The sequence below is a fragment of the Rhizobium sp. BK418 genome, from assembly GCF_004341105.1.
Taxonomy (GTDB): Bacteria; Pseudomonadota; Alphaproteobacteria; order Rhizobiales; family Rhizobiaceae; genus Rhizobium.
Genome location: NZ_SLZK01000010.1, coordinates 23,980 through 41,499 on the forward strand (window position 1 = coordinate 23,980; position 17,520 = coordinate 41,499).

The 17,520-nt window shown below is 58.4% G+C and carries 19 protein-coding genes; 9 read left to right on the forward strand and 10 right to left on the reverse strand.

Translation table 11 applies throughout. The features are described 5' to 3' along the window. Nucleotides 1-56: 56 nt before the first annotated feature. A complete protein-coding gene (locus EV281_RS28185) occupies nucleotides 57-2,348 on the reverse strand; it encodes a restriction endonuclease (RefSeq protein ID WP_132657873.1) in 2,292 nt (763 codons plus the stop codon). 89 nt (nucleotides 2,349-2,437) lie between these two features. On the opposite strand from EV281_RS28185, the gene EV281_RS32090 reads away from it, so the two are divergent. Together EV281_RS32090 and EV281_RS28195 are read left to right on the forward strand one after the other, a co-directional pair. Then, nucleotides 2,438-2,629 carry a hypothetical protein gene (locus tag EV281_RS32090; RefSeq protein WP_132657875.1) on the forward strand — a complete coding sequence of 64 codons (192 nt, stop codon included), beginning with the start codon at nucleotides 2,438-2,440 and terminating at the stop codon, nucleotides 2,627-2,629. Nucleotides 2,630-2,897: 268 nt separating this feature from the next. Then, a complete protein-coding gene (locus tag EV281_RS28195; RefSeq protein ID WP_245508388.1) occupies nucleotides 2,898-4,037 on the forward strand; it encodes a DUF4062 domain-containing protein in 1,140 nt (379 codons plus the stop codon). 145 nt (nucleotides 4,038-4,182) lie between these two features. On the opposite strand, the gene EV281_RS28200 is transcribed toward EV281_RS28195, so the two are convergent. The 3 genes from EV281_RS28200 to EV281_RS28210 form a co-directional block, all read right to left on the reverse strand. After that, nucleotides 4,183-4,797 (reverse strand): hypothetical protein, encoded by a 615-nt coding sequence (locus EV281_RS28200; protein ID WP_132657876.1) that lies wholly within the window; start codon nucleotides 4,795-4,797, stop codon nucleotides 4,183-4,185. A gap of 11 nt (nucleotides 4,798-4,808) precedes the next feature. Then, entirely contained in the window at nucleotides 4,809-5,426 is a 618-nt protein-coding gene (locus EV281_RS28205; RefSeq protein ID WP_132657878.1) for a hypothetical protein, read from the reverse strand. Nucleotides 5,427-5,594: 168 nt separating this feature from the next. Then, a complete protein-coding gene (locus tag EV281_RS28210; RefSeq protein ID WP_165911976.1) occupies nucleotides 5,595-6,731 on the reverse strand; it encodes an RHE_PE00001 family protein in 1,137 nt (378 codons plus the stop codon). A gap of 184 nt (nucleotides 6,732-6,915) precedes the next feature. Between EV281_RS28210 and EV281_RS28215 the strand changes: the two genes are divergently transcribed. From EV281_RS28215 to EV281_RS28230, 4 genes are read left to right on the forward strand one after another with little or no spacing between them, the layout of a single operon-like run. Further along, a complete protein-coding gene (locus tag EV281_RS28215; RefSeq protein WP_132657882.1) occupies nucleotides 6,916-7,173 on the forward strand; it encodes a type II toxin-antitoxin system VapB family antitoxin in 258 nt (85 codons plus the stop codon). After that, nucleotides 7,170-7,571, forward strand: a complete 402-nt coding sequence (locus tag EV281_RS28220; RefSeq protein WP_132657884.1) for a type II toxin-antitoxin system VapC family toxin — start codon at nucleotides 7,170-7,172, stop codon at nucleotides 7,569-7,571. The genes EV281_RS28215 and EV281_RS28220 overlap by 4 nt, the downstream gene beginning before the upstream one ends. Nucleotides 7,572-7,584: 13 nt before the next feature. Continuing rightward, complete coding sequence (locus tag EV281_RS28225) at nucleotides 7,585-7,875, forward strand: hypothetical protein (RefSeq protein WP_132658049.1); 291 nt, start codon at nucleotides 7,585-7,587, stop codon at nucleotides 7,873-7,875. Continuing rightward, nucleotides 7,872-9,023: a site-specific integrase gene (locus EV281_RS28230; RefSeq protein ID WP_132657885.1), complete on the forward strand. Its 1,152-nt coding sequence runs from the start codon at nucleotides 7,872-7,874 to the stop codon at nucleotides 9,021-9,023. The genes EV281_RS28225 and EV281_RS28230 overlap by 4 nt, the downstream gene beginning before the upstream one ends. Nucleotides 9,024-9,214: 191 nt before the next feature. On the opposite strand, the gene EV281_RS28235 is transcribed toward EV281_RS28230, so the two are convergent. Then, complete coding sequence (locus EV281_RS28235) at nucleotides 9,215-9,946, reverse strand: SDR family oxidoreductase (RefSeq protein WP_132657887.1); 732 nt, start codon at nucleotides 9,944-9,946, stop codon at nucleotides 9,215-9,217. Between the two features lie 81 nt (nucleotides 9,947-10,027). Between EV281_RS28235 and EV281_RS28240 the strand changes: the two genes are divergently transcribed. Continuing rightward, a complete protein-coding gene (locus tag EV281_RS28240; protein WP_132657888.1) occupies nucleotides 10,028-10,420 on the forward strand; it encodes a helix-turn-helix domain-containing protein in 393 nt (130 codons plus the stop codon). A 153-nt stretch (nucleotides 10,421-10,573) separates the two neighbouring features. Next, complete coding sequence (locus EV281_RS28245) at nucleotides 10,574-10,867, forward strand: hypothetical protein (protein ID WP_132657890.1); 294 nt, start codon at nucleotides 10,574-10,576, stop codon at nucleotides 10,865-10,867. Nucleotides 10,868-11,196: 329 nt separating this feature from the next. Here EV281_RS28245 and EV281_RS28250 read toward each other — a convergent pair whose 3' ends face one another. The 5 genes from EV281_RS28250 to EV281_RS28270 form a co-directional block, all read right to left on the reverse strand. After that, nucleotides 11,197-11,499, reverse strand: a complete 303-nt coding sequence (locus EV281_RS28250) for a DUF2934 domain-containing protein (RefSeq protein WP_348631036.1) — start codon at nucleotides 11,497-11,499, stop codon at nucleotides 11,197-11,199. Between the two features lie 203 nt (nucleotides 11,500-11,702). Next, nucleotides 11,703-12,983, reverse strand: a complete 1,281-nt coding sequence (repC, locus tag EV281_RS28255) for a plasmid replication protein RepC (RefSeq protein ID WP_132657894.1) — start codon at nucleotides 12,981-12,983, stop codon at nucleotides 11,703-11,705. Nucleotides 12,984-13,137: 154 nt separating this feature from the next. Continuing rightward, the gene (repB, locus tag EV281_RS28260) at nucleotides 13,138-14,145 is read right to left on the reverse strand and encodes a plasmid partitioning protein RepB (protein WP_132657896.1); all 1,008 of its coding nucleotides are present in this window, start codon (nucleotides 14,143-14,145) and stop codon (nucleotides 13,138-13,140) included. A 4-nt stretch (nucleotides 14,146-14,149) separates the two neighbouring features. Next, the gene (gene repA / locus EV281_RS28265; RefSeq protein ID WP_132657897.1) at nucleotides 14,150-15,343 is read right to left on the reverse strand and encodes a plasmid partitioning protein RepA; all 1,194 of its coding nucleotides are present in this window, start codon (nucleotides 15,341-15,343) and stop codon (nucleotides 14,150-14,152) included. A gap of 1,177 nt (nucleotides 15,344-16,520) precedes the next feature. Beyond that, entirely contained in the window at nucleotides 16,521-16,742 is a 222-nt protein-coding gene (locus EV281_RS28270; RefSeq protein WP_132657899.1) for a hypothetical protein, read from the reverse strand. 143 nt (nucleotides 16,743-16,885) lie between these two features. Here EV281_RS28270 and EV281_RS28275 point away from each other — a divergent pair, with 143 nt between their 5' ends. Then, nucleotides 16,886-17,515: an acyl-homoserine-lactone synthase gene (locus EV281_RS28275; RefSeq protein ID WP_132657901.1), complete on the forward strand. Its 630-nt coding sequence runs from the start codon at nucleotides 16,886-16,888 to the stop codon at nucleotides 17,513-17,515. Nucleotides 17,516-17,520: the final 5 nt, after the last annotated feature.

Genomic DNA, 17,520 nt, shown 5'->3' on the forward strand with positions numbered 1-17,520 from the left:
GATAGCCTTCGTAGGCGGTGACTGATCTAAACGTCGAGAAAAGGGCACCAGGCTAGTCATCTCTTCTTTAGAGAAGAGAACATCGACCGGAGATCTTCATTGGAAAAACCCCTATCATAGGCCGGGCGCGATTGGCCCGACGACTGCGAGCGGGGTGTCGAACCCCTCCTTTCCTCCATCTGCTGTCGAAACTCCTCCATTTGTTGGATCGATGCGAGTCGCTCCTCAAAGTCTTTCCGTTTCCAGTAGAATGCAGACGTGGAAGTCAGGCTTTCGATCTTGTCAAAATGATCCAACCACTCTCCAATTACCTGTTCAGCATCTTCGTCCTTGCCGATCGAGTTCAATTCGAGGGCATCCCCCGCTTCTTCAGCCGCCTCTTTGAAGTTGCGATAGAATTCCTCCGACATCTCGACGGGGGAGGCCACGAGGTTTGTCGCGAGCTCGGAAAGTTCTTCAATCTCCATCGCGTACTCACGCTCTGAAGACACATACCTGTATACCTCCAGCCTCAGATACCTTGCGTAAGCCTTGGCGTGAGGAAGATGGCTGTACACACCGGTCTCAAGCTCGCCTACGAGCATCGGAAGCTTCGCCGTGACCGTCCAAAAAAGGTTATCAAGCCCTTGCTTACGGAGGCGCCGACAGAAGTCGGCATCACCGGTTTTGAGGACGAGTTCACCGACGAAACCCGCAAGCTCATGTAGGGCAAGCTTGCCAGATACGGATGAGTCAGACAAAGCTTCCAGCAGCGATACGGCGACCTGGTGCCGGACACTATCAGTGACTTTGAAGTCCAGCTTTTTCCATATCGACAATGCTCCCGAAACCGTTGGCACGCACCCCGCAAGCGTAGCGGCGACAGTGACATCTGAGGATTCGCGAGAAAGGTAATCCTGGACAGAAGGGTTTATGAAGTTTGCTTTGTCATTCTCAATGACGACAAACGAAGACTTCACCTCGCGAAGCGTTTCTTCAAAAATCGACCCTCGCAGTTCCGCCCTTTTTATGGTGCCAAATTCTATGATCGCACGGTTGAAGAAGCCTCTGAGCGTATCCAGCTTGATGCCGCTATTTGAGTACCGCTCCTGTTCCGAAAGAAACATGCAGTGGAGGAGAATCTGCGCCTTACCGCTAATGTGCTGCTTGAATGCTTTCTCCCAGATCTTCTCAGGGTTGGCGAGGGTATCGAGGAATGCCTTGGGATAGTCGGACGGCGCCACGTGCCGTTGCATTATCTCATCTGTCATCCACTGGATGATGCGAGGCATGTAGTTGCGGTGATCGACGATCTGACGAACTACGTCACCTTCAAGCAGCGCATCGATCGATACTCGATCGATTTCTGAGTGATAGAGATGGTTATATAGAATTCGAGCTTTCAGCTCTCTGGTATAGGTCGCGAGATCGAGCACCATCTCGGATAGTTCGACCTTCTTGTCGTCGAGAGCCTCCGAAAGCTCGCGCGCGGCGTTGAGAATATATGCGCGCGTCGTCAGGATGAAGCGCTTCGTTTTATCCTTGAGCACCACAGACATGAACCGCGCGATATGTCCGTCGTCGCGCGCCAGAGACGCCGCATCGAGCCTGATCTTCCCCAGAAAATCATCGAAGACAAAGACCTGTCGCGCGTCGCGTCGAAATGCTCGGAACGCATTATCGATCGAAGCGACGGATACCAGCTCCCAACCCTCCTCGCTGTAATCAGCGGCAAGTACCTGAGCAAGCGTTGTCTTGCCGACCCCTGGGGGGCCCGAAATGATCAGGCAGTGAGTTGATTTCAGAATCTCTGCTGATCTGTTGAGGCTGGGATTGACGACAAAGACATTGAGGATCCTTTCAATTTCCTCAACTGTCGCTTCGCTGAATACCGCGATGTCGCTCTTGAGCAGTCTATCAAGGACGGCAGCACTGGATAGCCAAAGCTTGATATGACGCCTCTCGACCGCAGAATGCTTTGCGAGGTAGCCGTTCAACTCCGTACGCCCCCACACACGAGATGCATCAACGGAGGGATGATCCAGCAATGATATCAATTTCTCTTTTTTCTTCGGGGTCAACGCCTGCGAAGTGAGGAGGTAGTACTCGGACGGACCTAGCAACGCGACGTTTTTTCTCTCTGCCTTCACTGCCTTTTGCAAATCCGACCAAGAGCTGTTCTTGTAGTGTTTCGTCTGGATGATGATATCGCCGTCCGCTCTGCCATGGCGGCCATCCACACCGCCGTCTGGGCCTTCAGCGAACGTCTCGAACCGAAGCCCGGTTTCCGAAGCCACCAAGTCTGCGCATAACCCCTCGAACTCGATTGGCGACAAGTTGGCGAAATCGTATCGGTCGGACACTGACATGCGACTCCCGGGAGAACGATGCCGTTATGCTACCATTGGAATAATCCGCGTCTATATACTCTTTATCCCAGAACAGCAGGAGGGGCCTCATGGCCTACCGCCTTACCGGTCACCTCACGCAGGCCAGCTCCAATACAATCCGCCGCGCCGCTCGCGGCGTCACGTCCAAAGTCTTCGCGACCATCCCCCGAAACCAGCTATTTCGCCATGACGAGCCGACCAGCTTCTGCAATTTTGACGACAGCCGTCTCCCAGCAATTTTGCGGGTCCGCAAGATGTAGCGGGCCATAGTCAGTTAGTGGGTCGAGGTGCGGATATTTCGATAGCGTCGTGGAGCACGGGGTACTCGATATGCACCAGCTCGCGATCCAAAGAGAGGCGCCGGCGAACTGGTTGCCGTCGAGGGAGCTCGACTCGCCGGGCGCGCGACCCGTTCCTTGAATCGCGCCAGTTCGGCAGGGATCAACCCGTGAGGGAAGCTGTGGAATATTGGGCGGCCGCGCAGCTGCCTTTGCCTGCAGTCGTGGACCTTTTGGACGGACACAACTAGTGTTGACGCTGCCGGATCTAGAGGAACGCAGCGTGCACGACAAGCGGTATCAGGTCTTCATCAGTTCGACATTTCAGGATCTCCGCGAAGAGCGCCGCGCTGTACAGGATGTAATCATAAGCATGGGGGATTTTCCTGTGCAGATGGAGTCCTTCCCGGCCGCCGACGAAGATCAGTTCGAGTTTATCAAGTCCCTGATCGATAAGTGTGACTACTACGTCCTCATCATCGCCGGACGTTACGGCAGCCCGGCCGAAGACGGCCTTAGCTACACCCACAAGGAATTTCGATATGCCGTGGAGAAAGGTGTCCCTGTTCTGGTGATGCTCCACGGAGAGCCGGGCAAGATCCCGGCCGAAAGCCTCGAGCCAACCGATTCTGGACGGCAATCCCTGAAAGACTTCATCAAAGAGGCCGAGCATAAACGCCTGCGGAAGACTTGGACGACACTTGGCGATCTTAAGTTGGCCGTTCGTGAGGCACTAGATCACGCGAAGGCGACCAAGCCGCGTGTTGGCTGGATTCGGGGAGACGCTGTCGCAAGTATCGACACGCTTGAGGAATTGAATGAGGTCCGCAAAGAAAATGAGAAATTTCGTATTGCGCTCGGCAACCTCAGCGTCGAGATACCGCTTCCTAAGCTACCTAACGCCGACGAGCTCACTACTCTCACCCTCCTGCCGATGACGTCGAATAAAGGCACGAAGCGCGGCAGCTCCGCCAAAATCCAGGGATCCTGGATATCCTTCTTTCCACTGTTCTTCTCCAACCTTTATGTGTCGACGAACGACTGGAACGGCGAGTTCTACTTCAACATCGATCACGATGCTTCATGCGTACAGATCGCCTCAGCAATCGCTGGGGAGCTCGCTCCAGTCGAAACGGCTGGCTGCTTCAAGATAACCCGGAGCACGCTAGATCGCCTTATTTCCTACTATACCGAAGCCGGACTTATGATAGCATCCGGAAACGAGGGTCAGACGCCATTCACGGAGACTGCGCAGCGTCTTGCACGTCGTCACCACGTCGTGGGGAGCGCGCCGCCGTTTGCAATTATCGAGGGCGAAGTGACCATCACCGCTATCGGCTCCTCAGGCGGAAATTTCTCAAGAAACCTGGACGACGACATCCCGTTTTAGGGGCGCCAATTTCTACGACTGATCTTGGGCTGCCGGTACTTTTCGCAACAGCGTAGCAGAACACAACTGGAACTTTCGGGAACTGGAAGTTAGGCTGTGGCTGGATCAGCTTCGACGTCGAAGCGAGATGTTGGCCAATATCTATTCAAGTTTGCGGCGGCTGGTCAGGATTTCCGCCTGAAACTAGCGGCGGTGAGGGAACCGGTGCTGACCAGATGATGATGCCCGATCTAAGAATATCTAAAACTTCCCCGCAGTCATCCCTCCGAATGAGGAAGGGCATTCTTGAGGTTTTGTAGGCTTGGGCTAGGTGATATCGATGCATCCCCCCGTCGATATGGATTTGGTCTTGGAAGCGTCGGATCACGGGCGGCGTAACCAAAAGTCCATTAAGCCACCTATAAGCCGTCTTGCAGCTTTTGGATTTATACTCTCTGTGCCAAGGATCCTTGTCACGACTGGCGTTGTAGGTGAGGCTACGATGGACCTCGGCGACGTCTGCCTCGATAAGGGCGAAATCATGGGGGTCGTGCTTGTTTGGAGCATCTCCATCAAAGGCAAGATAGAAGTTGGCCGGGGACAGGTCCCAAAGCGCCGTCAACGTAGCTGGGACATTTTTCCGCCTTCTACACCATTTTGCCACAGCAGCGCGCTCTGCAGCCATGCCAAGCTCTGTCATCTCGTCTCGCTTCCCATCAAGAATGTCGCATATCACGGGGAAGCTTAATCCCAGAGCGTGCAGGCGATTAAAATCGTCCACGTCAACCGCCATTAATACTTCTCGAATGTGGGATTGTAGGATCGGTCCGCGAGCTCTTCGAGGGTCCTTTTCACCTCCCGGACAGCTCGGACGGTTAACGGTTGAACGGCAATCTCGGATAGTGTGTAGCGGCCACCGTGTAGTTCTATGATACTGCGCATCAAAACAGCCATGAACGCTCGCATACGGTCGAGTGCATAGTCCTCGGCCCAGAAGTCAGAGAAATCCTTTTTCCTTTCTTCGCCTTCCCATCTAGAATTTCGGTTGAAGACGACTGTGGTCTCCATCCTGATAGGCAGGCCGTGAACAAGGTCATTCCTGACTTCGAACGCGAGCCGGGCAGCTGTGCACCAATTTTCCAAGAAGGAGCGCTCTTCGCGCACAGGAAGCGTTGTGGCGTGGTCGGCAAGCATCTTGATCAGATCAGTGATTTTTTTCAGATCCGTGACAGGTCTGACGTTTTTATAGGGGAGCTTCAGAGCGTGCCAAAGGTATCTTTCTAAGTGGTACTCGATCGCCGATCCGAAGGTCACGATGGCGCCGATCCTTGCTCCGATTTCCGGGGTAATACCTTGCATGCTCTGCAACCGCTCGGGCTGTCCATATTCCTCGTAAGCAGGCGTTTTCATCGTTGCACAGCGCTCGCGCGAACCCTATCTTCCCGCTTTCATACAGGAGAGAGGACTACCCGAGAAGCCTTGCAAAGCCTATGTGAACGGCTATCTCGGCTCAAGTATTGGGATTGAACCTTGCGTGACTGCGACGCGGATCCGCAGAGGACGCAGCTTTTTTGGCGCTCAGAAAATCCCCCATGCCCGAAACCTCCCCCTCCCCGTCATCTCCCTTAGGCCGAGCTCCAGAACGATCCGCCGCGCCGCCTGCGGAGTCACATCCAGCGTTTTTGCCACCATGCCGGCCGACACCAGCGGTTTTGCCATGACCAGCTCAACTAGCTCCGGCAATTTCGACGACGTCCGCCTCCCCTCCAGCTTCCGCTCGAACATTTTTCGCGCCAGCGCCAGCCGATCATGCTCTTTCAGACCGAGCTCGGCGGCTGCGATCAGGCCGTGAGCTATGGCGAGCAGCCGGGTCTCCCGGTCGCGATGCCGGCGCCGATCGACGGGAATGGTTTTCAGGGCGAGATTGATCGCGGCGAGATGCGCGCCGGTGGCGATGCCGGCCTGCCGCAGGATCGACGCGGCAAACAGGCGGCCAAGCCACGGCGCATGCTGCAGGACGGAAAGTTCGTTCCAGGCATCGAGGGCGACGATCGCCTGCAGCACCGCCGGAAGATCTTCGGCCTGGCGCAACACGCCGCGCCATTCGTCGAGCCGGGCATCCTCGTCCCAGTCGAGATCGTAAATCATTGGGTCTCTGTCTTGAACGCGGCCGCCGGGCCGCTTGGCACTCTCGATTGCCGCGTCCGCCCGGGCCAGCAGCGCATCGATGGCGGCATAGTCGACGCCAGGCAGATTTTCCGCGTCATCACCATCGTCCCCCTCTCCTTCCGGATCGGAGGCGACAGCAGGCCGAATGACGCCGGCCGGCTCGATTGCCCCAGCGCAAAGCGGGTTGGTGTCTGACGTCTGTCGTAAGGTTCGGATACCCTCTGCCGTTAGGACCCAATCCGGCGCCTGCGCAGCAATGCGCCGGCGGGTGCGCAACACGTCACGAGCGATGGTGAGTTCGTGGGTGGGCGTGCGGATATCGCGGGTGGCGTCGTGCAACACGAGGTCCTCAAGATGGACCAGTTCGCCGTCGATCCACAGCGAGGCGCAGGCGTCGGCGAAATTTTGGCGCTCGAGGAAGCCGGCGCCGACAGCCGAGCGCGCAATCCGCTCATCGAGCCGGGTGAGCGCGACGCCGGCGTCGCAAGCCGGGCGCATGAGGGCTGTCATGCTGATTTTTGTTAGATCGTAAGCCATTGAAATCATGGTAAATGATTTGCTAAACGAACTCTATATGAATATTACGATTCCTCACATCGTATGATCTTCAAGTGGTGCGATAACCATCGATAAGTACTGCTTATCGGAAGTTAGCCATCCAACCCTGTTTCCCTTGCCATCTGAAGCCCCGACCGCTATATTTCAGGCACGATTTCGATGAGGAAACGCAATGTCCGAACCGCAACTCTCCGTCCGCAGCACCAAGGCCAGGGATCTCGCCCATGCGCTGGCGAAGCGCACCGGCCAGCCGATCAACAAGCTTGTCGAAATTGCGCTCGAGCGCTACGACCGGGAACTGCGGCAAAACCCGACGCAGACGCCTGGTGACGCGCTCTGGGAACTGATGGTCGAAGGCCGACGATCCGTGCCGCCCGGCACAACCTCTGCGCATGATGACCTCTACGACGAAAACGGCTTACCGAAATGATCGCCGTCGATACGTCGGTCATTGTCGCCACCGCACTCGGCGAGCCTGAAGCTGAACAGTTTCATGCGCTGGTTACCGGTGAGGAGATCGTGATCGGGTGGCCCACCTTACTTGAAGCGCGCATGGTGCTGGCCGGCAAGAACTTTCCCAATGCCGCGACAATCATTTCACAGCTGGTTGCCTTGCCAAATGTCACCGCCGTGGCTTTTGGTGAGCGGCACTACTACGCCGCTGAGAAGGCTTTTGAACTTTTCGGTAAGGGCCGTCATCCGGCCGGCCTCAACATGGGCGACTGTTTTTCCTATGCGGTGGCCGCAATCGCCAAGGCGCCGCTCCTATTCAAGGGTCAGGATTTTGGGAAGACGGACCTGAAACTTCACCCGTCGTCGTCGCAGTGAAGGACACAGAGTGATCGAAGACCGAGTGAGATTTGCGCCGGAGAAATTGTTGAACGTAGCCCACGAAGACACCAGCCAGGGCCGGCGGGTGGCGAATTTCCTGCTGGCCTGGTGGAACGCCGAAGTGCATGGCGGCTTCGATCTGACCGATCTCGCCAATGTCGATCCGCATGTCGCCGCGGACATGGCGACGATCTTCACATTTCTCGCCCGCGAGGAGGATGTCATCTATCCCTACGACTACCGCAGCGAACTCGAAGCGATCATCGCGCGCTGGCGACCACAGGCGGAGAGCGCTGGATGACCCTGGCGTCGGGACCACTTGCGACCGATGTCGAACGTCGGGCCGAAGCGCTCGACACCATCGCCGCCATACTGCCGATCGACCGCCGCGACAAGCTCGCCGAACTACTCACCGACGCCGACGTCGAGACGCTGCGGCATCTGGTCAACGAGGGGATGGGCGACAATACACTTCGGGCGCTGTCGTCCGACTTGGCCTACCTCGAAGCCTGGTCGCTTGCCGCGACCGGCGCTCCCCTGCCCTGGCCAGCGTCCGAAGCACTGCTATTAAAATTCGTCGCCCATCATCTGTGGGATCCGGCGAAACGGGAGAGCGATCCCGATCATGGCATGCCGGCCCCCGTTGACCGGGTCTTGCGGGAGGGTGGCTCCCTGCGGGCTGCCGGACCGCATGCGCCGGACACGGTGCGCCGGCGGCTCGCCAGCTGGTCGACCTTGACGAAGTGGCGAGGCCTCGACGGCGCCTTTCCCTCCCCTGCCCTGAAATCCGCCATTCGGCTTGCGGTGCGCGCCGTGCCGCGGCCTCGACGGCGCAAGAGTGCAAAGGCGGTCACCGGTGACGTCCTTGCCCAATTGTTGGCCGCCTGCGGCGGCGACAGCCTGCGCGATATCAGGGACCGGGCGATCCTGATGGTTGCCTTTGCCTCCGGCGGCCGGCGGCGCAGCGAGATCGCCAGTTTGCGCAAGGAGCAGCTGACGGTCGAGGCGCCAGTAATGGGTGGCGAGGATCTCCCCCTCCCCTCGCTCTCAATTCATCTCGGCCGTACCAAGAACTCCGGGGCCAGCCAGGATGAAGTCGTCTATCTCGTCGGTCGGCCGGTCGACGCGCTGAACGCCTGGTTGGCGGCGGCCAAGATCGACAGCGGCAGTGTGTTTCGGGCGATCGACCGTTGGGGCAATGTATCCCGCCGGGCACTCGACCCGAAGGCGGTCAACGATATCGTCAAGCGGCGGGCGAGATTGGCTGGATTGGATGCTGGAGATTTTTCGGCGCACGGGCTGCGGTCAGGATACCTGACTGAAGCAGCGAACCGCGGTATCCCTCTTCCCGAAGCGATGGAACAATCACGCCATCGCTCGATTCAACAAGCGTCGAGCTATTACAACAGCGCGACTCGGCGCAGCGGCAGGGCGGCGCGGCTTCTGTGATGGCCGGCCCGAAGCCGACGTTTCATGACAGGCAGACGGGGTTTGCCGAGGACAGAGGAGGCGCTAACAAGATCAATGTTCAGTGACTTCTTTTCGATGTTGAACGGCTCCGGCTCAAAGTCGATCTATCGTCCGGCGCGTTTTGCTATACCCGACCTACTGAGGATCGGGTACAGCGCGTTGAGAGCTCCTTAGACTTGCCGCAAGCCGCCGTCGACGCACAGTTCGGCACCGGCGATATAGCTCGCGTCATCGCTCAACAAGAACAAGGCGGCTGCAGCGACTTCTGAAGGCCGCGCCATTCGCCCCATCGGGATCGGAGCGACAAGTGCTGCACGCATGTCTTCCGGAACCGCAGCCATCATTTCCGTATCCGTTGGCCCGGGCGCAACAACGTTGACGCGGATATCTTTGGGCGCGAGTTCTGCCGTCCAGGTTCGGGCATAGGAACGGACGGCCGCTTTGGTGGCGGCGTAGGTTCCGTAGGAAGAATAGCCCGCGCTATCGGCGATGGATCCAACGAGGACGACCGATCCACCTCCTATCATCGCGGGGAGAGCCGCCTGCAGACCGAAAACCATCCCGCGGACGTTGACGCCGAAGTGGCGGTCGAAGTGGTCTGGCGTTATGTCCGCGATTTGCGCAGGCTCGGAGAGACCCGCATTCAATACGAGTGCGTCAATACGGCCGCATGCTTTTCGCACTTTTTCGACAGCCTCCACCATATCTTCGGGGACACTGGCATCGGCGGCAATGCCGACCGCGTCATTGCCGATACCCTTGGCCGCCTTCTCGGCATCTTCACTTCTACGACTGGTAATGAAGACCTTCGCCCCTTCGGCAGAAAGCCGCTCTGCAATTGCCAAGCCGATACCCTTGGCGCCCCCGACGATCAGGGCAACCTTGTTACTCATTCGAGCCATCGTGAATCCTTTCAATTGATGGTCTCATCATGATATACGTCCTATATCTGGTATCAATTACGCACCTGAAGTAGCCTAGATATGGACGAGTATACTGACCTGGAAGCCCTTTCTCAGTGCGCCTTTGAGGACATGGCACGGGTTCGCCCGGTGCTGGACAAGATCGCTGACAAATGGACAATCCTGATACTGACAGTGATCTGTCCCAAACCCTCGCGCTTCAACGAGATCAAGCGGCGCCTCGATGGGATCACGCACAAAGCTCTGGCCGACGCTTTGAAGAGGCTTGAGCGGAACGGCCTTGTGACGAGAACCGTACTCCCGACGCAGCCGATTGGCGTGGAATATGCGATTACCCCACTCGGCCATTCACTGCGCGAGCCGTTTGAAGCACTGTGTTCATGGGCAGCGGCCAACGCTGACAAGGTCGAGGCAGCCTCGCTGCACTATGACAACACGGCATCTCCTCGCTGACGATGTCGCTTAGCAACGATCGACGGGCCGATTACAGACGTGATCGGTGGGAGCGCGATTAGCGGCGGAAGCTGTCGCTTGCGTGAACGGCGTCTTCAGCGCCGGTTCACGCCAACGCGCGCTAAATATGGCCACAACATCAGGAGAGTCCAGATGCGAAAACTGCTTATCACAGTGGCCCTTCTTGCGGCCGGAACAACCTCAGGAGTGGCGAACGCGGCGCCTGTGGGCGGCGTTGCCGTTGCGAACACTTCGAATGTCCTAACGGTCGATTATGCTTGCGGGCGCGGATATCATTTGAGCCCCCGCGGCTTCTGCCGCCCCAATCGATGGGGACCACCGCCACGCTATTACGGATGGGATCGCGGCTATGGTTGGGGTCGCCCCTATCGCGGCGAATGGCGCGAATACAGGCGCTACGATCGTTGGGACCGCGACTGGCGGTGATAGCCGCGTACAGATCCTCGATCTGCTGCGGGGCTTATCCGATGTTCAGGGCAGCTCCGCAGCGCGTCAATGTCGGCCATGAGCAATTCGACCAGTTCCGGCCGGCTCGCCGATCTGCAGAACCTGATGGATCCCGTTGCGATGACAAGGCGGGGACTATAGCTTAAGGCGCTAGCACGACCTGGGACAAGGTGCGGCATGAAAGTTGATATGTCCCGCCCGACGATGCGGACTGGAGATCCTCACTTCGATAGTGACATCGCCGAGCGGGAAGACCGCGACGTGATCTTGCGTCGGGTCGAACCTGCATCGACAGCCGAAGATTTGCCTCAGTGCCTTGTAGCTCCTCGTGCTGTTCTTTGGCCTGCAGGAGGCGGGCTTGTGGTCGAAACGCCCTGTGCGCTGCCGGCCTTTGGTTTTGCCCTCGACTTCGGCGCTACATCCGTGGCTGTCGCCTTCTTGGCCCGAGGTTTCTTGGCGGCTTGGTCATCCGCCTCCGCCTTCGCGGCAATCTCCTGGAATGCCTCCAGCCAGTGCTTCATATCCTCGCCATGTGGCCGGCCTTCCCGTTCCCATATCTCGTAGGCCCTTTGCCTGATGCGATCCTCGTTCGACGCCATCTCTGCCTCCATCCAAACCGTGACCTGCAAAGTCAAATGGCGCAGGAACCCGGTATGGCAATAGCCGTTCTTCGCGGTCTCCGTACGCTTATTCCGCTGTCACCCAGGCGTCGCGTGCACCATCTCTCGACCACTCCGGTTCTCGCAGATTTTAGATCCGCTTAACCATGTTTCACTGACCAGGTTCAAACGAAACGCTTGTTGGCGCCTTACGATCATCCCGTTCTTCTGGCGGTAACGCCATTTGCCCTTACGAGCGCCATCAGCATCGGACCAAGCGCAAATTCACCGCGTTCGGCCCGTCTTGTCAGGTCACGCAGATAGCCGCCAGCCGAGTTGATGTGCCCTCCCCTCTCCAGGATGCAGGCAATGACCGTTGCAGCATTTTCTGGCCCCATGATGTCGCAGGCCTCCTGATAGGCAGACGGGCTGACGCCAAGCATCGAGCGGACGGTAACGGCGGCCGCCATCAGATCCCGCCAGCTGCTGATCGAGCCGCCCGCCGCATAGTCGGATATTTGCGGGCAGGCCTGTAGCACCAAGCCCAGCGGAAAGGATTTCAGGTCTCCGACGGGCTGCCCTCCTGCCCGTCTTGCTGCTGTCCCGCTGCTGCTGTCCTGCTGGGCTTCCGTCTTGGGATGGCGTTCGTTGTCGCCCTCGGCTTTCGCGCCCTGCTTCGTTTCGGAGCTAGGTTCAAGTTCAAAAATAGAGTCGGGGTTTGAATTCTGTATGTGCCGCTCATCCTGATCGGGATTGCCGCTTATTTTTCTTGAATCGAGCAGGTTTTCCAACTGGTTGACCACATCCTCGCGCAGCTGCTCCATGTCTTCGAGGGCCCCCTCGAGTTCAGAGGCGCCGGGATTACGCGAGAGTGCGCCGACAAGGTCCCGCTGATATGTGATCACAGCGTCCCAATCGCCGGTAAGGTCCTCTTCAAGCGCGGTTTCCACGAGCTTTGAAACGTCGCGACGGCAAAGGGTGAGGCGCTCTCTCAGGCGCTGCAGATGCAGCCGATCGGCGACGACCTGGGCGGCCAACGCCTCGATTTCTTCCGAGCGTGCAAGCAGCGGAGCGAGCGAAAAGCCGAAAGCATCCTCTATGGACCCCGACCTGTCCTTGCGCGCGTAGCGCTTGCCATTCGGGCTATCCTTGCGGATCAATAGCCCAGCGCCGACAAGGACCGCCAGATGGCGACGGATCGTTTGCTCGGCCATGCCATGGGCGCGCAGGGACAATTGAGCATTGGACGGGAAAACCACGAGGCCGTTTTCCTCCGAAAGCTCATTCTTCGGATAGAAGCTCAAAAGCGCGTTCATGACGGCGAGCGCCCTGTCGGATATGCCAAGCATTGAGCGCGCTTCGCACAGCGCCCGATACAGTTTCCATTTGTCGACCGATTTGTCCGGTTCGATCTGGCGCGAGACGACCTGGCTTGAAAACATGCCAAGCGTCATCGGCCGCCGCCCAAAGGGCGTCGTCACACTTCCACCATTCATTTTCTTTCACCCTCTGTCAGGCAAAAGAAACCCGCTCGCCAAACTGACGCCTAAAGACTCTTGACTGCGATTCGTGGAAATGCGATTCTTGATTTGCTAGAACGAGAAGGGCTTCCACGACGGTGACGTTTGGGGGCCTTTTTCTTTTGCTTTCCTAAGCTCCTCTTTGCTCTTGATATTCCGCATAGAGGCGCTTGAGCCTCTCCTGCACGAATTCATCGAAACCAGGCGCTGCCTTACTGTCGAAGACGAAGGTTGCAGTCGCCGGCGTACGTTTGAACTTCACCGGCAGATCGCCGACTTGCGTGGACGTTGGGGCTGCCTTCGCACCCCCAGGTTTTTTCGTCGCAAGCGCAAAGGCATGATGGAACCGGTCATTGCTCGACATGCCGCGCATGTTGTCCGCGGACAACATTGTTAGGAGCGCGTCTATGTCGGCCCTCTCGAGGTGCTCGCCGAACTCAAACCAGCGCCGTCGGCCGATCTCCGGCGCCGATCCGATCGCACTGATCAGCGCGATGGGAACCTGACGCGTGACGACGCGCATTTTTGACAAGGCAGCCCGGTCGACGTTCAGCGCAGCCATCACCACGTCGCTGCCGAAACCTTTTTCATCGAGCCGATAGGCAAAGAGCGCCCGCTCGATGTAGGAAAGATCCGTGCGGGCATTGTTTTCCTGACCTTGGCTGACGACCAGCTGTTCGTCGCTCAGCACCCGCACGATCGCCTTGACCTTGATGCCCAGTGCTTTGGCCGCGGCGAGGCGGCGATGGCCGAAGGCAACCTGGAAACGGCCTTTGGCATCAGGATGCGGACGCACCAGAATGGGAACTTGCTGGCCGTGTTCGCGGATCTGATCAGTCAACTGCGCAAGCTCGGCCGCGTCGACCTCAAGCCTGTCGGCGACGAAGGAGGCATCGACCAGCGCAGTGTCGAGTTCAACGACCGTCTGGCCTTCGGCAAGTTGGCGTTCCAGGTCATTGGCGCGCTCAACCTTTTCGGTGATATTGCCAAGCGTCCTGGTAATGCCGCCGACCGGGCCGCCACTGCGAGCCTGGGGAATGAAGCCGGCGATCGGCCGGCTATCACGCGGCGCTACGGAGGGCGGTTCCGGACGAACCTCGTTTGGATTTGCGACTTCGATAAGGTTCTTGCGCGCCATTCAGCTATCTCCTGCCCCAGGTCGAGCGGATGTGGGCCTCTATCTCGCCGTTGACGAGATTCATCGATTCCAGCGCCCGGTCGTAAGTTCCACGGGTGAACTGGGAGCGATCGACTTCGTAGAGCGTCTGCTTGGTGACGCCGGCATCCGAGATTGCCGTCGACTTCAGCATCGAATTCTGAAGCATACGATTGCCGAAGATCGCCCGCATGAAGCCGGTCATCTGGCTCTGCGGTCCGTCATTGGGCTCAAAGCGTGTCACGAGATAGCGCATCCAGTCGTAGCTGGTGCGCCCGCCTGCCCGCTCGACGACCGACATCAGTTCGCTCGTCATCGTCAGGAACTGCGACATCGACATGACGTCGAGCATCTGCGGGTGCACGGTGATCAACACGGAGGTCGCAGCACAAAGGGCCGACATCGTGAGAAAGCCCAGCTGCGGCGGGCAGTCTATGACAACGATATCATAAAGGCTTTCGATATCGGTCAGTGCCTCACCGATGCGGGCGAAGAACAGGGACTCGGCAGTGCCCCCCGCCATTGCCTTCGGCGTCTCGTGCTCGAATTCCATCAGCTCGAGATTGCCGGGGACGATATGAAGGTTCGGCGTGTAGGTCGAGCGTACCACGTCCGAGATCGGCACCGGGTTTTCGTAGCGGATCGCGCCGTAAATCGTTTCTCCCTCACCGACGTCGAGTTCCGGCTGATGGCCGAAGAGCGCCGAGAGGGACGCCTGCGGGTCAAGATCGATGGCAAGGACGCGGTAGCCACGCAGCGCCAGAAACTGCGCAAGATGGGCGGCAGTCGTCGTCTTGCCGGACCCGCCCTTGAAGTTCATGACCGAGACGACCTGAAGCTTTTCGGCGCCGCGCCGGATCGGCACGTATTTCGGCGTGCCGTTGCGCTCGTCGAGCGCCTGACGGATGCGGTTCATGTCGTCGGCATCATACTGGCGCCGGCCGTTGGCCAGCGGATCCGGTCCGTGACCGTCCTTGGCGATCTGACGGAGATAACCTTCGCCGATGCCGATATAGGAAGCGGCTTCCGCCGGAGAAAATAGCCGCATCGTCTTTCGAGACAGGGGCGGGAAGATTTTCGCCTGGTGCTGCTGGAGCTGATAGGCGAGCTCCTGAGCATCCGTTGCCAGAAGCGACGGAAGGTGCTCTTGATCGTCTTTCAGAACTGGATTCGCTAGCATCTTGGTTTCCGATTCAATTGCGCAATTTTGGGGGAAAGGGCATCAACTGCGCAGTTATATTATCGCGCGATTCGTTACCGATTTACAAACGCTTAACCATAAGGCTATCCACAGGCCTTTTTGACCTCCTTTTCTCCAGCACGACCCTCCTTGATGCCCCGCTGTCGAAGCGCAAAAGGCCTGCTGGTCAACTGCATGATCCGCGTACCAAGAGCTTCGATAGGCGACACGATCGTCGACCGTCTGCGTACTTGTGCGCCGGAATCGATGATATGCGAAAGCCCATCGAGTCTCATCCCCACGCATGTGAGGGGGCCCACGTTGCGTTGCCAATCGTGAGAGCAAAAATGTTGTCCGCGGACTACAAGAGGTGTGATGCAACGAATGCAGCGCCGAGATCAGAGCGGCATCGGTCAGGCTAAATGCCCGATTGACCCATAACTCGCGCGCTGTCCGCGTCTCGAGTCTTAGAGTTGCTCAGCCGCGAAATCCCTCTGTCCGAACCAGCAAGATTTGAAGAACGTGACTGGTGCGGGAAATGACCGAGGGCTTCGGTGATTGTCCGTTGAGCAGGCCAAAGGCCGAAACGGTCGCCATTCCCATAAAGGACAGATCCACGATCGCATCAGCTCCCGATACCGCCCTCGACGCTCACCACCGATCAGGTCTGTTCGCAGAAGTAACGCAGGGCAGGAACTGAAGGGCCTGGGGTGAGGTCGCCATCGGCCAAGGTAGCGCGACAGCTTGCGGATCACATGAAACGGTCACGACTTGACTGTGGGGGAGGGGAGGGGGATCGAAGCGGCAGTGGAGGGGCGCAGAAGGTTTGCTTCAGGACACCACCCCACGGCGCCTCTGCCTGGCGCCGCCAAGCCAGGAACAGCGTTTCACGCGCGTGGATCTGCTCTGATGACTGCGAGCTCTGGCTCCGCACCACAGCCTAATTCGCGTGCCGCTCGCTGGTCGATCGAGCGATCTCGAATGGACCGGCCGTCTTGCTCGCGGGCTGCAATCGACAGACGACGACCTTCGATTTGCTCAAATCCGGTCAGGTGGCCGGGCGCCCAGATGGCAGGTTCTCTGCGCGACATCAACATGGCCAACGGAAGTGAGCGCAAATTTCGCTTCCGCCTGCCGAAATAACGCAATTTAGTCACATGGTTAATGAACCTGAAATTCAAGCACCCGGCTGCTCACGCGCAACAGCGCGTGTCGCTTGCAGGTCACGGCCTGGCGAAAAGCATCCCCCGTCAAAACTTCGCTGCCGAGCACGAAGGGCTGTCCAGCGCACGCCGCCAGTGTTGCAGAGATCGTCAGCAATGGCTGCACTGAGGATCTCGTCCCCGGCAGCCGCGATCGTCGCCGACGTGCCGACGAGCATCGTTTCGAATGGCTTCACCGACAACATGTCCAGCCGACGACGGATAGGGGCACATGTGCGCCGGGACCAGCATGATCAGGGGCCCCTCACATTAGAGGGTCTGACAAGCTCCAGACATCGTGATTTGGATAGCCGCAGCTCAATTGGCGTGGAGAACCATCATGTTTGCGACGGCTATCGCACCGGCAGATGCGGCATCACATCAATATCTTCTCGACAGTATGTTCCGCCTCAGGGCGCGCGTGTTTGGCGCGCGGCTGAAATGGCAGGTCACAGTCGAAGACGGGAGGGAGCGCGATCCCTTCGACGCCCTTACAGCCTCCTACATCATCATCGTCGATGAGGGCGGTGAGGCAATTGCCTCGGCACGTCTGCTTCCAGCGCTTGGCCCGACCATGCTTGTCGATGTCTTTCCGGAGCTTCTGGGTGACAGGCCATTCGTGCCGCATGCACGAATGGTGGAAAGTTCCAGGTTCTGCGTCGACACAGAGACGAATCCGGCCGCGACCGGAGCCTTCGGTTTGAACGAGGCGACCGTCTTTTTGTTTGCCGGCATTCTCGAATGGTGCCTGGCCAACGACATGACGGAAATTGCCACCGTGACGGACCTGCGGTTCGAGCGCATTCTCAAACGCGCCGCCTGGCCGCTTTCGCGCTACGGCAAACCGCGTTTGATCGGCAACGTCATGAGTGTTGCTGGAAGCCTGCCGGTCTCGCAGCAGCTTTTCCAGGCGCTGCGGCCGCCTGCCTATCGCTCGACCCTGTCGAGCTCCTTTCGCTGTGCGGCTTGAGGACC

What these genes read in the sequence shown, in the direction of transcription:
- EV281_RS28240 (WP_132657888.1), top strand. Translation starts at nt 10,028, where the DNA reads ATGGACGAGTATACTGACCTGGAAGCCCTTTCTCAGTGCGCCTTTGAG.
- EV281_RS28205 (WP_132657878.1), bottom strand. Translation starts at nt 5,426, where the DNA reads ATGAAAACGCCTGCTTACGAGGAATATGGACAGCCCGAGCGGTTGCAG.
- repA (WP_132657897.1), bottom strand. Translation starts at nt 15,343, where the DNA reads ATGCTAGCGAATCCAGTTCTGAAAGACGATCAAGAGCACCTTCCGTCG.
- repC (WP_132657894.1), bottom strand. Translation starts at nt 12,983, where the DNA reads ATGAATGGTGGAAGTGTGACGACGCCCTTTGGGCGGCGGCCGATGACG.
- repB (WP_132657896.1), bottom strand. Translation starts at nt 14,145, where the DNA reads ATGGCGCGCAAGAACCTTATCGAAGTCGCAAATCCAAACGAGGTTCGT.
- EV281_RS28220 (WP_132657884.1), top strand. Translation starts at nt 7,170, where the DNA reads ATGATCGCCGTCGATACGTCGGTCATTGTCGCCACCGCACTCGGCGAG.
- EV281_RS28230 (WP_132657885.1), top strand. Translation starts at nt 7,872, where the DNA reads ATGACCCTGGCGTCGGGACCACTTGCGACCGATGTCGAACGTCGGGCC.
- EV281_RS28215 (WP_132657882.1), top strand. Translation starts at nt 6,916, where the DNA reads ATGTCCGAACCGCAACTCTCCGTCCGCAGCACCAAGGCCAGGGATCTC.
- EV281_RS28245 (WP_132657890.1), top strand. Translation starts at nt 10,574, where the DNA reads ATGCGAAAACTGCTTATCACAGTGGCCCTTCTTGCGGCCGGAACAACC.
- EV281_RS28185 (WP_132657873.1), bottom strand. Translation starts at nt 2,348, where the DNA reads ATGTCAGTGTCCGACCGATACGATTTCGCCAACTTGTCGCCAATCGAG.
- EV281_RS28275 (WP_132657901.1), top strand. Translation starts at nt 16,886, where the DNA reads ATGTTTGCGACGGCTATCGCACCGGCAGATGCGGCATCACATCAATAT.
- EV281_RS28235 (WP_132657887.1), bottom strand. Translation starts at nt 9,946, where the DNA reads ATGGCTCGAATGAGTAACAAGGTTGCCCTGATCGTCGGGGGCGCCAAG.
- EV281_RS28210 (WP_165911976.1), bottom strand. Translation starts at nt 6,731, where the DNA reads ATGATTTCAATGGCTTACGATCTAACAAAAATCAGCATGACAGCCCTC.
- EV281_RS32090 (WP_132657875.1), top strand. Translation starts at nt 2,438, where the DNA reads ATGGCCTACCGCCTTACCGGTCACCTCACGCAGGCCAGCTCCAATACA.
- EV281_RS28250 (WP_348631036.1), bottom strand. Translation starts at nt 11,499, where the DNA reads ATGGAGGCAGAGATGGCGTCGAACGAGGATCGCATCAGGCAAAGGGCC.